At 56.5% G+C, this 15,794-nt stretch carries 13 protein-coding genes; 11 read left to right on the forward strand and 2 right to left on the reverse strand.

All coding sequences use genetic code 11. The features are described from left to right. Nucleotides 1-88 precede the first annotated feature (88 nt). Nucleotides 89-1,930: a dihydroxy-acid dehydratase gene (gene ilvD, locus B880_RS0114805; protein ID WP_017348217.1), complete on the forward strand. Its 1,842-nt coding sequence runs from the start codon at nt 89-91 to the stop codon at nt 1,928-1,930. An 18-nt stretch (nt 1,931-1,948) separates the two neighbouring features. On the opposite strand, the gene B880_RS0114810 is transcribed toward ilvD, so the two are convergent. Continuing rightward, nucleotides 1,949-2,500: a GNAT family N-acetyltransferase gene (locus tag B880_RS0114810; RefSeq protein ID WP_017348218.1), complete on the reverse strand. Its 552-nt coding sequence runs from the start codon at nt 2,498-2,500 to the stop codon at nt 1,949-1,951. Between the two features lie 125 nt (nt 2,501-2,625). Between B880_RS0114810 and B880_RS0114815 the strand changes: the two genes are divergently transcribed. Then, nucleotides 2,626-2,943 carry a type II toxin-antitoxin system RelE/ParE family toxin gene (locus tag B880_RS0114815; protein WP_017348219.1) on the forward strand — a complete coding sequence of 106 codons (318 nt, stop codon included), beginning with the start codon at nt 2,626-2,628 and terminating at the stop codon, nt 2,941-2,943. A gap of 3 nt (nt 2,944-2,946) precedes the next feature. Further along, the gene (locus B880_RS0114820) at nt 2,947-3,255 is read left to right on the forward strand and encodes an addiction module antidote protein (protein WP_017348220.1); all 309 of its coding nucleotides are present in this window, start codon (nt 2,947-2,949) and stop codon (nt 3,253-3,255) included. Between the two features lie 253 nt (nt 3,256-3,508). Here the strand turns inward: B880_RS0114820 and B880_RS0114825 are convergent, their stop codons facing one another. Continuing rightward, on the reverse strand, nt 3,509-4,879 hold the full coding sequence (locus tag B880_RS0114825) for an LLM class flavin-dependent oxidoreductase (RefSeq protein ID WP_017348221.1): 1,371 nt from the start codon (nt 4,877-4,879) through the stop codon (nt 3,509-3,511). Between the two features lie 225 nt (nt 4,880-5,104). Between B880_RS0114825 and B880_RS0114830 the strand changes: the two genes are divergently transcribed. Genes B880_RS0114830 through B880_RS0114865 form a run of 8 tightly spaced genes read left to right on the forward strand, consistent with a single transcriptional unit; the run spans nt 5,105 to nt 15,789 of the window. Then, a complete protein-coding gene (locus B880_RS0114830) occupies nt 5,105-6,724 on the forward strand; it encodes an ABC transporter substrate-binding protein (RefSeq protein ID WP_017348222.1) in 1,620 nt (539 codons plus the stop codon). Next, nucleotides 6,721-7,674, forward strand: a complete 954-nt coding sequence (locus tag B880_RS0114835) for an ABC transporter permease (protein WP_017348223.1) — start codon at nt 6,721-6,723, stop codon at nt 7,672-7,674. The genes B880_RS0114830 and B880_RS0114835 overlap by 4 nt, the downstream gene beginning before the upstream one ends. Beyond that, nucleotides 7,674-8,516: an ABC transporter permease gene (locus tag B880_RS0114840; RefSeq protein ID WP_017348224.1), complete on the forward strand. Its 843-nt coding sequence runs from the start codon at nt 7,674-7,676 to the stop codon at nt 8,514-8,516. The genes B880_RS0114835 and B880_RS0114840 overlap by 1 nt, the downstream gene beginning before the upstream one ends. Then, on the forward strand, nt 8,513-10,171 hold the full coding sequence (nikE, locus tag B880_RS0114845) for a nickel ABC transporter ATP-binding protein NikE (RefSeq protein ID WP_017348225.1): 1,659 nt from the start codon (nt 8,513-8,515) through the stop codon (nt 10,169-10,171). The genes B880_RS0114840 and nikE overlap by 4 nt, the downstream gene beginning before the upstream one ends. Next, nucleotides 10,168-11,574, forward strand: a complete 1,407-nt coding sequence (locus B880_RS25090) for an LLM class flavin-dependent oxidoreductase (RefSeq protein ID WP_017348226.1) — start codon at nt 10,168-10,170, stop codon at nt 11,572-11,574. The genes nikE and B880_RS25090 overlap by 4 nt, the downstream gene beginning before the upstream one ends. Nucleotide 11,575: 1 nt before the next feature. Continuing rightward, a complete protein-coding gene (locus B880_RS0114855) occupies nt 11,576-12,796 on the forward strand; it encodes an acyl-CoA dehydrogenase family protein (RefSeq protein ID WP_017348227.1) in 1,221 nt (406 codons plus the stop codon). Between the two features lie 9 nt (nt 12,797-12,805). Continuing rightward, complete coding sequence (locus B880_RS0114860) at nt 12,806-14,014, forward strand: GNAT family N-acetyltransferase (protein ID WP_017348228.1); 1,209 nt, start codon at nt 12,806-12,808, stop codon at nt 14,012-14,014. 23 nt (nt 14,015-14,037) lie between these two features. Then, nucleotides 14,038-15,789 carry an ABC transporter substrate-binding protein gene (locus tag B880_RS0114865; RefSeq protein WP_017348229.1) on the forward strand — a complete coding sequence of 584 codons (1,752 nt, stop codon included), beginning with the start codon at nt 14,038-14,040 and terminating at the stop codon, nt 15,787-15,789. Nucleotides 15,790-15,794: the final 5 nt, after the last annotated feature.

The raw sequence follows: 15,794 nt of genomic DNA on the forward strand, positions 1-15,794 counted from the left end.
ACTTAATCAGTACAAAAGAATATATTTCACCGCACAATTTGTCCATCCTAAGATTGGGGCCTTACCAGAACAATTAAGGCACCCGAAAATGTATCGTTCCCGTACTTCTACCCATGGCCGTAATATGGCTGGCGCACGTAGCTTGTGGCGCGCCACAGGCATGACTGACGCTGATTTTGATAAACCGATCATCGCTGTCGTTAACTCGTTTACTCAGTTCGTACCGGGGCATGTGCATCTCAAAGATCTGGGGCAAATGGTCGCACGTGAGATTGAGCAGGCCGGTGGTGTGGCGAAAGAGTTCAATACCATTGCGATTGATGACGGGATTGCCATGGGCCACGGCGGCATGCTTTACAGCCTGCCTTCCCGCGAGCTGATCGCGGACAGCGTCGAGTACATGGTCAACGCCCACTGCGCGGATGCCATGGTTTGTATCTCTAACTGCGACAAAATTACCCCCGGCATGCTGATGGCGGCGCTGCGTATTAATATCCCGGTGATCTTTGTCTCTGGCGGACCGATGGAGTCCGGCAAAATGACGCTGCGTGGGGAAAAACGCGCCTTTGACCTGATCGATGCGATGGTGGTGGCCGCTGATGACAGCATGAGTGATGAAGAGGTGAAAGCGGTCGAAGAAGCCGCCTGCCCAACCTGCGGTTCCTGTTCGGGTATGTTCACCGCCAACTCTATGAACTGCCTGACAGAAGCCATGGGACTGGCGTTACCTGGCAACGGGTCGATGTTGGCCACCCACGCCTTGCGTAAGCAGCTGTTCCTCGATTCGGGCCGTCGCATTGTGGACCTGTGCCGTCGCTTCTATGAACAGAACGACAGCAGCGTATTGCCGCGTTCGATTGCCAGCTTCAAGGCGTTTGAAAATGCGATGGCGATGGATATCGCCATGGGCGGCTCGACCAACACCGTGTTGCACCTGCTGGCTGCCGCGCATGAAGGAAAAGTGGATTTCAGCATGGCGGATATCGACCGCCTGTCACGTAAAGTGCCGGTGCTGTGCAAAGTCGCCCCCGCGATTGAAAACGTGCATATGGAAGACATTCACCGAGCCGGTGGTGTGATGGGAGTAATGGCAGAACTGAACCGTGGTGGGCTGATTCATGCCGACGCAACCACGGTGCATGCCGCGACCCTGGGCGAAGCGCTGGAGGAGTGGGATATCAAATCCACCCGCAACAAGGAAGTGCGTCAATTTTATCGCGCCGCACCGGGTGGCGTCAGAACCAAAGTCGCTTTCAGCCAGAGCAACTACTATCCCGCGCTGGATACCAATCGCCAAAGCGGCTGCCTGCGTAGCACTGAACATGCCTTCACCCAGGACGGTGGCTTAGCCGTGCTGTTCGGCAATATCGCCCAGGATGGCTGCATCGTGAAAACCGCCAGCGTCGATCCCAGCATGATCTGCTTTACCGGCACGGCCAAAGTGTTTGAAGGGCAGGATGAGGCAGTCGAAGGCATTCTCTCCGGTAAGGTGCAGGCGGGGGATGTGGTGGTGGTGCGCTATGAGGGGCCGCGCGGTGGGCCGGGCATGCAGGAGATGCTCTATCCTACCAGCTACCTGAAATCCAAAGGGCTGAATAAAAAATGCGCATTGATTACCGATGGGCGCTTTTCGGGCGGATCTTCCGGCCTTTCCATCGGTCACGCCTCACCGGAAGCGGCAGCAGGTGGCAACATCGCGCTGATTGAAGATGGCGACCTGATCGAAATTGATATCCCGAATCGCAGCATTCAACTGAAGCTCGACGATCACGAACTGGCGCTGCGCCGTCAGAAACGTGAAGCACTGGGCAAGCAAGCCTGGAAACCGGCTCAGCGCCAGCGTCGTGTCTCCGCAGCACTGAAAGCCTACGCCGCGATGACCTCCAGTGCCGCCTTTGGCGCGGTACGTATGCTGGAAGATGACGAATGAAACGGCTCAGGGATTGCGCTATAAGCTCAGCACCTCCTGTGCTTCCTGGTGCAGCTTCAGGCTGAGAATCACACTGCGGTAGTTGGTATGGCCCCACTGCACCGTTTCAATAAAGCGATACCCAAGCCGTTGGTACCAGCCGACCAGGTGTTCAGCCTGTTCGGCGGTATCCAGCGCCAGCTCCTTTGCGCCACTCTCCCGTGCCAGTTGCTCAGCTGCCTGCATTAAGCGCCAGCCGATGCCCTGAGCCTGCAAGTCGGGATCAACCGCAAACTGCCCGATAGAAGCCACCTGAGGCTGGTTGTACCACGGGCACCCGTTGGTTTGCTGCGCATTACGCAGCAGGATGGTGCCGCATAAGCTGCCTTGATAAAAGGCCAGTAAACAGGTGCCCTGTGCCATCCTTTCCTGGGTCACGGCTTCCGTTTGGTCCACCGCCATGTACCGTAATCCCATGTTTCCTAGCCTCTGATAGGCGCGATGGAGTAACTGGGTCAATGCAGTGATATTGTCCTGGGCGGTGGCAGGGCGAATCGACAACAAATGTTCAGCAGTGGCGTCATGATGCATCGGATGAAGTCCTTTTATAGGGTGCGAACATTCTGCGCTTGTCTGGCTGTGTTGGGTAATAAGAAAAAGAGCTATCACAATTTTCTCCCTCGTTGACAGAAGTAGCTTATAAGCTACAATGCAGTATGAAAACGATTAAAACCTATCTGACTCATGATGGCCAAAACCTGTATGCTGAGTTTTTCAACAAGCTACGAGACCCCGTTGCTAAAGCAAAGATAGCGTCGCGAATCAACCGGATGGCAGCTGAAAATTTTGGTGATCATAAACCCTGTCGGGAAGGTGTCTGGGAGCTTAGAATCGACCAAGGGCCAGGTTATCGAGTGTATTACAGCCTGGTTAATGGGGAAGTCGTATTATTACTGCTGGCTGGCGATAAGCGTACTCAGGATGAGGATATTAACAAGGCTATTCAATGCCTTAAAGATTATTTGATGAGGTGATGTATGGTCAAAGAACGTTTATATGATGATGTTATGGTTGAAGCCTTAAGAGATGATCCTGATTTTGCTCTGGCTTATCTGCATCAGGCCTTTCTTGATATTGATGAGGACGGCGGGCAAGAAGGTTTTTTGCTGGCTTTACGTCACATTGTTGAAGCAAGAGGTGGAATGGCTTCTATTGCGCAAAAAGCGGGGGTGTCACGCGAATCGCTCTATCGCACCTTGTCTCCCTCTGGTAATCCGACCTTAAAAACCTTGCGTAATGTTATTCATGCTACTGGTTTTCAGTTCTCTTCACTTGCCTGTACGTAATGAACGCCTGATGAAATCAGGCATTCAGACCACCTTCAGCAAAATACTCAACATCGCTTCAACATTTCTTCCAGGACATGTTTAAAAAAACCGATTTTATCGACATATCGCCGGAACGTGTCGATAGCATCAACATGTTGGCAGGACATGTTTAAAAAAACCGGTTTTATCGACATATCGCTGGAACGTGTCGATAACATCAACATGTTGACTGGACATGTTTAAAAAAACCGGTTTTATCGACATATAAGCGTCAGTCGGCGAGCTGCTGCGCGGGATGATCGGCAGGGGGTTCATCATTGCCGGACGGAAACAGACGCTGACGCAGTGTGGCGTGAGTACCCGCCGGATTCAGGCGACCGCGTGCGCGTAGAACGGGAATCACCCATTGGCTGAAATCCCGGAAGCTCTCGGGTGCCAGCCATTGGGCAAGGTTAATGCCGTCTGTCTCACTCTCTTCAAGCCACTGCTCAAGGTGATCGGCCACCTGCTCGCCATCACCCACAAAAACACGCTGACGCCCCAGGCCTTGCGCGGGCAGGAACACCTCACGTAGCGTTTTGCGTGGCTGCCCTGGCTCGCCAGTCACCATTTTCAGCAGTGACTGATTGGCATTGGTGTATTGCCAGTCAAGCGGGGAGTCGAGATCGTGGCCCGAAAGATCCACGCCGGTACTGGCGGCATAATGGACTAACGCGCCCTGGAGATCATAATATTCACGCAGTTGGGTAAATTTATGCTGGGCGGCAGCAGCGTTTTCCGCGGTGATGACCGTCACGCCACTAATAAACCGGATGCTCTCTGGCCCGCGCCCATAGTCACGCGCACGCTGTTTAATCGCACGGACCTGGCGGCGTACGCCCGCCGCATCCAGACCGGCAACAAACACCACCTCTGCATGACGTGCGGCAAAGTCGATGCCGCGTGGCGAACCTCCCGCCTGAAACAGCACCGGTGTGCGTTGCGGACTGGGCTCAGAGAGGTGCGCATCAGGCACTGAAAACCAGCGACCATGGTGATTGACCGGGCGAACTTTGGTTGGATCGGTATAGATGCCCGTCTGTTTATCCCGCCGCAGCGCATCACGCTGCCAGGAGTACTGCCAGAGCTTATAGCTGACCTCCAGAAACTCATCCGCACGTTCATAGCGTTCATCGTGATCCATCTGTGCATCAAGGCCCAGATTACGCGCCGCGCTGTCGAGTTGCGATGTCACGACGTTCCATGCGATACGCCCTTTGGTCAGGTGGTCGAGCGTGGTGAATTTGCGGGCCAGCAGATAGGGCTGTTCATAAGTGGTGGACACGGTAATGCCAAATCCCAGCCGTTTTGTGGCCGCCGCCATGGCAGAAACCAGCAGCAGCGGATCGATCAGCGGCGACTGAATTCCCTGGCGCAGCGAAGCGGCAGGCGAAGCTTGCCAGTTATCCAGCAGCCCGAGTGCATCGGCAATAAACAGGCAATCGAAGTGATTATCTTCCAGCAAACGGGCCAGTTCAGTCCAGTAACTCAGATCGTTGTAACGCCAGCCCTGCTCATCAGGATGTCGCCACATGCCGTAATTAATGTGAGAAACCGCCGCCATGGTAAAGGCACTGAGAATGATGGGCTTGGGCTGTGTCATGGGCATCTGCCTGGGTCAAAAGCGGCGATGATAAAGAATTATTTGACCTGGCCTAACCATTAATTCCGGCTATAGATTTGCGGCCTAAGGAAATAAAAATGCTGGCAAATCAATTGCGAAATGTGCATTTAACCCGCGAAAAAACGCGTGTTACCGTCCCGGAAAATATCAAAAACAGTCTCAGCCTCACCGTGTTGGGCCGTGTGAAATTTATCGGGGATCACCATGCAAACCAAAACGCCGCCATTGCGTTTCAGCCGTTCGCGTCGTCAGTTTCTGCAACTGTCTGCTTTGGCTTCCACCGCTTTTCTCGGCATGGGGTTCTCTCAGCCGCTGTTGGCTGAAGACGAAGAGCGCCAGCGCTATGGTAAAACGCTGGTGGTTGGGCAGGCGCTGGAACCGACACTCTACGACCCAAACCGCCAGTACTCCTATGAAACCTATCGCGTTGATCGCCATATCTATGAATCACTGGTGGGGGAAGACTTATCCGTGCCGGCTGCTCAGGGCACGCCGCCCCTGATCCCGGCGCTGGCGACCCACTGGGAAGTCAACGCCGAGGCCACGGTGTATACCTTTCATCTGCGCCAGGGCGTGAGCTTTCACGATGGCACACCCTTTAACGCCGAAGCGGTGCAGTTCAACGTGCGCCGCTTTACCGATCCGCAGTTCGAATACTTTGATGCGCGTTCACAAGCCACTATGGCTCAGGTCTATCGTCACCTGACGCAACTGGAAGTGATTGATGCCGCGACCGTCGCCTATCATTTCAGCCAACCTTTCCCGGATTTTCTGCGTTTTTTGCCGCAGGGGAATTGGGTCTCGGGTATTTTCAGCCCGACAGCGCTGAAAAAGTGGGGACAGGATGGACTTGCCGATCACCCCACCGGCACTGGGCCGTACCGCTTTGTCCTGCGGGTGCATAATGACCGAACGGAGTTGGTGCGCAATGACGGTTGGTGGGGCAAAAAACCCTACATGGAGAAAATTATCTTTCGCCCAATTCTGGACGGCGGCACCGGGATTAGCGCATTGCAGTCTGGTCAGGTGGATATTTTATCGCGAACGCCAACCGACGCCGTGGATCTGCTCAGCCAGAGCGGTTTCAACGTGCATGACAGTCAGGAGGCGAATCAGCTGTTTCTCGGCTGGAATTTCGCCAACCGCTACACCAGCCAACTGGCAGTCAGACAGGCCGTTATCAAGGGTATCGATCGTGAAGGGCTGGTTAAATCATTGCTGAATGGACATGCGGTCGCCAGCTACAACATTGTTAATCATGCCAATGAGGCTTTCCTCGCCAGCCAGAAAGATTATCTGTACGACCCGGAAGGGGCAAAAAAACTGCTCGCCGAGGCGGGTTTCAAACCCGGTGAGGTCAGTTTCACCATCATCACCTACGACCAAAATCAGTCGATCATTGAGTGGATCCAGCGCGATCTCGCCAAAATAGGCATCACGGTCAAGGTCGTTTCACAGGAGTGGATCACTTACAGCTCTCACCTGGCGACACTGGCCGAGGATACAGGGTTATTCACCATGGAGTGGGGGCTGATTTCACCACAGTGGCTGAATGTGGCCTGGACCAACTACATACTTGGCCGGGGCAAAGGTGAGAAAGTTATTACCGGTGTGGCCGATCTGATTAAACAGGCTTCTGTGACAACCGACAAAACCCAGGCGCTGGCGCTGTGGCATCAGGTGAACCAGCAGTTCCAGCAGCAGGCGGCCTTTGTCCCCCTACTGGCACAAAACCGGGTATTCACCAGTTCGGCTGCGGTGCAGGGCTTCAATGTTCCTGCGCAAAATTTCTATGATCTGACGCGGGTCTGGTTACGCACATGATACGCCTCATCCTGTTCAGGCTGATCCAGGGCATACCCCTGCTGGTGCTGATGTCAGTAGCGGTATTCTTGCTGGCGAAGCTGGCACCGGGCGATCCCATTAGCAATGCGTTGGCCGGGCAGCTTTCGCCTGATGCCATTGCGCAAATTCGTCAGCTTTACGGCCTCGACCAGCCTGCCAGCTGGCAATATTTGCTGTGGCTCAAGAACCTGCTCAGCGGCCATTGGGGGGTATCGCTGACTATGCGCACGCCCGTGCTGGAAGTGCTGGCTCCGGCATTTATCAACACGCTGATTTTAACCCTTGCAGCGGTGGTGTTGTGCCTGATCCCCGGCGTGGTGGTTGGGGTGGTTTGTGGCCTGTGGCAGGGGAAGAAACGCGACCGTCTGGTGATGCTGCTGGTGCAGTTCAGTCACAACATTCCGGTGTTCTGGCTGGCGGTCTTTTTTATCTGGTTGTTCGCCGTCAAACTGCGCTGGTTTCCGGTGTCGGGTATGTATGACATGCGTGGCGATCAGGGAATGGGCGACCTGCTATGGCATTTGTTCCTGCCTGCGCTTTCCACCGCGCTGATCTCGATGCTGATCCTTGCCCGTCAGGTACGTAGCAGCGTGATTGATATTATGCATGCGGACTTTATGCGCACTTATCGCGCACTGGGTTACTCACGACGGGTGCTGCTCTGGCGTCATCTGGGGCGCAATCTGCTGGCACCGATTGTCAGTATTACCGGCTTGCAGGTGGGCTACCTGCTGAGCGGTGTGCTGTTTATTGAAAAAATTTTTGCCTGGCCAGGCCTTGGTACGCAGTTGTACAACGCTGCGGCTGGACAGGATTATCCCACCCTGCAAACCGGGGTCATGCTGGTGGCGACCTGTTTCCTGTTGGTCAACCTTGTGAGCGATCTGCTACAGGATGGGCTGGATCCGCGCCATCGGGAGACCTTCTGATGACATTGCTACGTGATATTGCCCGGCAGCGGCTGGCGCTGCTCGGGTTACTGCTGCTAGTGAGCCTGATTGCCATCAGTGCACTGGCACCCTGGCTGGCGCCCTATGATCCTCTCCGTGCTTTTGATGGACTGCGCCTCGCACCACCCGGTACACCGCAGCACCTGTTGGGACTGGATAATCAGGGGCGCGATATCCTCAGCCGGCTGATTTGGGGCGGTCGTAGTACGCTGGGGGCCGCTATTCTGCCCGTGTTATTTGCCGCGCTGGTGAGTCTGATACTGGGCATGCTGGCAGGTTATCGCCCAACGCTACTCTCCACCCTGATTATGCGCACGATGGATATGCTGTTTGCCTTCCCCATGGTGCTGCTGGCCATCGGCCTGTCTGCGGTGCTGGGGTCGGGGTATCTCACTGTGACCGTCACGCTGATTTGCAGCGTGATCCCCTATCTGACTCGTATCGTCTACCGCACGACGCGCAGTGAAATGGCGAAAGAGTACCTTGAAGCCCTGCATGCACAGGGGGCAAGCCATGGGGATATTTTATGGCGCGAGTTACTGCCCAATGTCATTACGCCGCTGGTGACCTACACCACTTCCCTGTTAGGCGGCATGGTGGTGTTTCTGGCCGGTTTAAGTTTTCTGGGATTAGGTGTTCAGCCGCCACAGGCGGACTGGGGCCGGATGGTGGGGGAGGGATCTCCGCTCATGATTATGGGTGCCCCCCACGTGGCGACGGTGCCCGCACTGGCCATTGTTCTGGTCTCTCTGGCGTTTAACTGGTTGGGCGATGGCCTGCGCGACCTGCTTGATCCACACCGGTCAGGAGGTGAAGGGTGAGCTTACTGACGGTAGCAGGATTGCAGGTGCAATTTGATCGCCAGCCCGAGGTTGTCAAAGGCATTTCGTTCGAGATTCAGCCGGGTGAAGTGGTGGCGCTGGTGGGGGAGTCGGGTTCAGGTAAAAGCGTGACCGCGGCTGCCATTCTTGGGTTACTGCCCTCAGCGGCCCAGGTACGAGGCGACATTCACTTTTCCGGCGAGGATCTTTTGCGCCTGTCGCCAAGCGGGCTGAATCGCCTGCGCGGGCAGGCGATCGCCATGGTGTTTCAAAATTCGCTCTCTACGCTCGATCCCTCCTGGACTATCGGCAAACAGTTACAGCACAACCTGCGGCGGCTGGAGCCCACCTGGGGGCGAAAAGCGCTACGCGAATCAGCATTAGATTGGCTGAAACGGATGCACATCCGTCAGCCGCAGCAGGTGATGCAGCTCTATCCCCATCAGTTAAGCGGGGGGATGCGACAGCGGGTGCTGATCGCTCTGGCGGCCATGTGTCGCCCCCAACTGCTGATTGCCGATGAGCCGACGACCGCGCTGGATGCCAGCGTGCAGCGTGAAGTGCTGGAACTGTTGCAGGCGCTGTGTCGTGAACAGCAGATGGCGATGCTGTTGATCAGTCATGATTTTGCTGTAGTCGCGGCATTAAGCCAGCGAGTGTTGGTGATGCAACAGGGCAACATTGTGGAAAGCGCGACAACCCAGGCGTGTATTGGTCGCCCGCAGCATGCTTATACCCGCGCCCTGCTGGCGGCGGTTCCTCAGCCAGATGTCAGATCGGAAATCCCTGTGAAGCACGGTGACATACTGCTTAGCACCGGACAAGTTGGGCGGGATTTCTGGCGGCGCGATGCTCGCCGCTGGTGGTCAGGCAAGGTTGCGGTCAGGGCGGTGGATGACGTCACGCTGACCATCAGAGAAGGCGAAATTGTCGGGATTATCGGTGAGTCTGGATCAGGGAAATCTACCCTGGCGCGCTTGCTGGCTCAGTTACTGCCAGCCGATCGTGGCTCAGTCGCCTGGCAACAAAACCCGATTAACCGCCAGAATGTCGGCCAAATGGCGGAATTTCGTCGCCAGATACAGTGTGTTTTTCAGGACAGCCTCGCCAGTTTTAATCCCCGACTGCGCCTCAAAGAACAGCTGATCCGTGCCCAGCTGCGTCTCGGCAGTGCCGACCAGCGTCAGCAGGCCGCCACCCGTGCAGCGGCACTGTTTAATGAAGTCGGGCTGGACGCCACACTGCTAAACCGCTATCCGCATCAACTTTCCGGTGGGCAACGTCAGCGCGCCAATATCGCGCGGGCACTGGTGACCGATCCGCGTTGCCTGATCCTCGACGAACCCACATCAGCACTGGACCTTTCGGTACAGGCTCAGGTGATCGCACTGCTACGGCAGCTGCATCTGAGTCACGCGCTGACCTGTCTGTTTATCAGTCATAACCTTGCGCTGGTTGCGCAGTTTTGTCAGCGCATTGTGGTGATGGAGCAGGGGCGCGTCGTGGATGATTTTCCGCGTCAGGCGCTGTATGACCAAGAGCGGCATCCGGTAACGCAGCGGTTACTGGCGGCCAGTTATCTGCTGCCCGAAGATGCATTGCCGACCCACAGTGGCGTGTATCACAGCGATGTACCAAGAGGAGTGACAGCGTGAGCAGTAAACGGCCACTGATTTTTAACGGCTTTATGATGAATGTCGTGGGGCATGTCTCCGCAGGGTTATGGCGTCATCCTGACGATCGCGCCAGTGAGTACACTTCGCTCGACTACTGGCTGGAGATTGCCAAATTACTGGATGAGGCCGGGTTTGACGCAATGTTTATCGCCGATGCGTTGGGACAGATTGATGTCTATCAGGGGAAACCTGACGCTGCATTGCGTACGGCGGCACAAACGCCGGTGAACGATCCGCTGCTGTTGGTTTCCGCTATGGCGGCGGCTACGCGGCAGCTCGGTTTTGGTATCACGGTCTCAACCACGTATGAGCAGCCTTATTTGTTGGCACGCAAGTTCTCGACGCTCGATCACCTGACGCAGGGGCGCGTGGCGTGGAACGTGGTGACATCGGTGCTGGAATCTGCGGCGCGTAATCTCGGGCTGGAGCAGCAAATGGACCACGATGAGCGCTATGAACGGGCTCAGGAGTTTCTGGAAGTCACCTACAAACTGTGGGAAGGCTCATGGGAAGAGGATGCGGTGCAACGCGATCGGGTGCGCGGTGTGTATACCGATCCGACCAGGGTGCATCCCATCCGTCATCAGGGGCGCTGGTTCAAGGTACCAGATGCCCATCTGTCGGAACCGAGTCCACAACGCACCCCGGTGCTGTTCCAGGCGGGCACTTCCGATCGCGGGCGACAGTTTGCTGCGGAGAATGCGGAAGTGGTGTTCCTCGGCGGCACAACCGCGCAGGCGATCCGCAACAATATTGAACGCATTCGCGTGCTGGCGCGTGCCGCAGGGCGGGGTGATGAGGCGATTCGCTTTATCACCGCTATCAGTGTGGTGGTCGATGAAAGCGATGAAAAAGCCCATGCCAAATTCCAGGATTATCTGCGTTACACCAGCCAGGAAGCCGCACTGGCGCTGTTCTCCGCCTGGACCGGCGTGGACTGGTCGGGTTGGGCGCTGGACCAGCCGCTGGAGTATATCGAAACCAACGCTGGGCGTTCAGCGTTGGCCGGTCTGACGCGCATTGATGCTGAACGGCAGTGGACGGTTGGAGATATCAGTGACTACATCGGCATCGGCGGTATTCACCCGACGCTGGTGGGCGATGCCAGAAGCGTCGCTGATGCACTGGAAACTCTGGCCGATGAATCCGGCGTAGATGGCTTTAACCTGGCGTATGCCATCAGCCCCGGCAGCTTTGAGGATTTCGTTCGCTGGGTTGTGCCGGAGTTACAGGCACGTGGCCGGATGCGCAGCGCCAGCGGCCCGGTGCAAACGCTGCGGGAACGGTTACAAGGGGCAGGGCAACGACGTCTGCGCGATGACCATCCCGGCGTGCGCTTCCGTCATCTTCCCCACCACTATTCAACACCCACTAAGGAATAACATGAGTCACGCCGAGGATATTTACGCAGGTGTCAGTCCTGCTGAGTTCACCCACTGGAAACAGGTAGCACACCAGGTCGCCGGAAAATTGCGCAGTAGCCTGCTGGCGCGCGATCGGGCCAATCAGCACCCCCATGAAGAGATCGACTGGCTGCGCCAGAGCGGGCTGCTCAAACTGGCAGTACCCAAATCACAGGGTGGCGGCGGGGCCGATCTGGTCCAGGCATTGGAGATCAGCCGCATCATCTCAGCGGCGGACGGCTCCCTGGGACAGTTAATTGCCTATCACTACTCTAACGGCGTCTGGAGCTACATTCTGGGTACCCGTGAGCAGTGGCAGTTTATTGCTCAGGGCGTGGCGGAACAGGGCTGGTTCCAGTCCAGTATCAGTAATCCGCGCGATCCGCGCCTGCAAATTGAGTGGGACGGCGAAGATTTACTGGTGTCCGGACGGCGCACGTTCGCCACCGGAGCCGCTGTCTCACAGGTGATGACCATTGCCGTCTGGGTGGAAGACCAGCTGGTGCAGTACCAGATCACTGCCGATCGCCCGGAGATCCAGTTCAATGATGACTGGGATAATCTTGGCCAACGGCTCACCGCCAGCGGCACGTTGCAGTTCAACCGTCTGCGCCTGCGGCCAGAAGATCGGCTCAGCGGATTAGAACAGCAGCCGGAAAGCGCGGTATTGCGCAACGCACTGCGTAATCAATTCAGTCAGTTGATCTTCGTTCATTTCTATTTAGGCATAGCAGAAGGGGCGTTACAGCAGGCGGCTCACTATTTCCGCGAGACGGTGAAACCCTGGCCAGAGTCTGGCGTTGAACAGGCACTGGACGATCCCTACCACCGCCTGAAAGCCGGTGAGCTGGCCTCTGAACTGGCCGCGGGTATTGCGCTGGCCGAAAAAACCGCGCATGCGTATCAGACCGCTTTCCACGCTGGCGATACGCTCACGGAACAGCAGTTTGGTGAGCTGGCGATCTTAACCGATCAGGCCAAAGTGATTGCCAACAATGTGGCGCTAAAAGTGACGCATGAACTGTTCGAACTCACTGGCGGACGTTCAACCGGGAATCACTATGGGCTGGATATCTACTGGCGCAATGTCCGTACCCATACGCTGCACGATCCGGTGACGTATCGCACGCGTGAAGTGGGTGATTACCTGCTCAGCGGTAAGCTGCCGGTGCCACGGGTTTACGTGCCACCGAAGGCCTAAGGAGCCGCAATGGTAAAGGTTGCCATCATTGACGACGACGCCACGCTGGAAGCGGCTGCGACGCTGTTTCGCCAGGCGATGTTTGGCCTGCCAGGCGGCGTCACACCCACCGAAAACTGGGTCGCGCATTATCTTGAGCCGGGTCGCGTCTGGGGCGCGTGGCTGGAAGGGGAACTGGCCGGAACGGTGAACAGCTACACCAGCGCCATGACGTTACCCGGCGGAGCCACTGTACCCCATGCTGCGGTGACGCACGTGGGGGTACTGCCACACTGGAGCCGACGCGGGGTCTTGCGCGCACTGTTCTCGCAGCAGTTAGCTGAATTTTATCAGCGCGGTATTGCGGTTGCTTCACTGCGAGCGTCTCAGGGCAACCTCTATCGCCGCTTTGGTTACGGGCTAGCGAGCTGGTTACACAGCGTTCAGATTGACAAGCGCGAACTGGGTGCCACTGCCCCCTCAGAAGCCCGCATTCAGCTGTTAAGTGCCGGTGACGCCTGGCAACAACAGCAGCAAATAGCACAGCGTTTCCCGCTGGCGCGCGCCGGGACGCTACAGCGCTGGCCGCAGTGGTGGGCACTGCAACAGCACCGGCTGGCGCAAAGTTCGCTTAATCATTATGTCGCGCTCTTGCATGAGCAGGGCGAAGCACAGGCCTTTGTGCGTTATCACGCCCAGCCCAATGATAACTGGCTCTACAGCCCGGAACGTACGCTGGTGGTGGACGATCTCCATGCTGCGGATGCCCGCCACTACGTCAGCCTGTTGCGCTACCTGTTGCAGTTGGATATCACCCGTTTGGTGCGCTTTGCCAGTCGTCCCGTGGATGACGTGCTGCCACTGCTGCTTGATAACCCGCGCGCGGTGCAGACCGAAGCGCGTCGAGATGAGAGCTGGCTGAGAATTATTGATGTTGGTCGCGTGCTTAACACCCGTCAGCTCAGCGGCGATCAATCGGTCCGACTGGCAATCGTTGACCCACTGCTACCCCACAACCAGGGGCACTGGCAACTGACACCGGAAGGTGCCTGTCATACCGAGCAACCTGCGGAGTTGACGCTCAGCGTGGATGCGCTGGCAATGTTATTGCTGGGCGGGCATCAGGTCAGACAGTTAGTCGAAAGCCAACAGATTACTGTTCATCACCGCACCGCACCGGCGCGGCTGGCACAGCTGTTCGCCAGCGATCAACAGCCCTGGGCGGGTATTTTTTTCTGATTTTTTCACCAGGAGAGTTTGCTATGGGCCATTTACGCCCTGCTGTGATTCATAGTGCGCTGCTGTGCGCACTGCTGACCGGTGTTAGCGCCAACGTCAGCGCAGATGAGGCACCAAAACCCGGCGGTACGCTGCGTATTGCCTCGCTTCAGCCCGATATGGACGCGTTTGATCCTCTTACCGGTTATTCGGTGGATTCGTGGGAGATCCTGCGTGCGGTGACGCGCCAGTTGGTGACTTATCCCGGCTCGGAGAAAAGCCTGAAAGATGACACCACGCTGGTGCCCGACCTGGCGAAATCGTGGGACGTCAGTGCCGACGGTAAAACCTACACCTTCCATCTGCGGGACGGGATCCGCTATGCCGGACCCACCACGCGCCCCATCGTCGCAAAGGATTTTGTCTATGCGATTAAACGCTTCTGCGATCCCAATAAGCAGGTGGCCGCAGTAAATTACTTCAACCTGGCTTTTTCCGGTTTCGCTGAGTATTGCAAGGCGTTCAGTCAAGTGCCCACCGGCGATTTGGCGGCCAGCAAAGCGTTTATCGACAGCCATGAGATCCCCGGCGTCAGTGCGCCAGATGATAAAACGCTGGTGCTGCGATCTGACAGTAAGAACTACGATTTCCTCAACATTCTGTCTATGAACTTCGTTACGCCGTTACCGGAGGAGGTCGCGTCACGCTATTTCCCGGATTCGCTGGCGTTCCGACAGAATTTCCCCTCCAGTGGCCCTTACGAGGTCGCGAACTACGTTAGCGGTCAGCAACTGGTGTTAAAGAAAGTGCCCGGCTACAACCACGAGGCCGATCCGGCGCGTAAAGCTTACGTTGATCAAATCGATATCAGCTTTACCGGCAACACCGAAGACAGCGTAGTGCAGCGGATTCAGGCAGGTGACGCAGACCTGTCGCTGTATCTGGATGTGCCGCCACAGGCTGCGCTGCGTCAATATCTGTTACGCAACAGCCCTGATTTACACAGTGCTAACAGCGGTGCCGCTAACTTCATTTCAATTAACGCCCAGCCACAGGCGAAAAGTCCCGGTGCAACCGCGCTGCGGGATTTACGCGTGCGTCAGGCGCTGGACTATGCCATTGATAAAGCACATATCGTACAGGCTCAGGGGGGCAAAATTGCCGCTCTGCCTCTCGGGCAGATCATTACCAGTACGCTGCTAGGGCATGAAACCTTCGATCCTTACGCCACACCCGGCAGTAAAGGGGATGTGGAGAAAGCGAAAGCCTTGCTGCAACAAGCTGGTTTTGCACAAGGGCTGACGCTGGACCTGGTCTACCGTGCCAATAACCAATTCAGCACTATTGCGGTGATCCTGAAAGAAGATGTCGCTAAAGCGGGGATTAAACTCAACCTGATCCCGCTCCCGCCACCCCAGTTTATGGCTTATCTGCAAAGTCCGACCAACCGCTGGGATCTGGCATTAGGCCAGACCTCCCCGGACTGGCAGGGTCCAGCCACACGCATGTTGCTCGGTGGCTGGCTCAACTCGGATGCCTCCCCTTGCGGACGTGGTAACGTCTATGCCATCTGCTACAGCAACCCGCAGCTGAATGCGCTGGCAAAACAAGCCTATGCGTCTGATAACCCCGGGCCGCTATGGCAACAGGCGGATAAACTGGTGTCAGCGGACCTGCCGTGGATACCGCTGTTTGAGAAACGCCGTGTGGTAATCACCTCTGATCGGGTGACTCACTGGACCTGGTCTTCACTGGCGACGCAGGCAGATATCACCAACATCGCTTTGAAGCCCTGACGAGG

This window comes from Pantoea sp. A4 (assembly GCF_000295955.2).
GTDB classification, from domain to species: Bacteria; Pseudomonadota; Gammaproteobacteria; order Enterobacterales; family Enterobacteriaceae; genus Pantoea; species Pantoea multigeneris.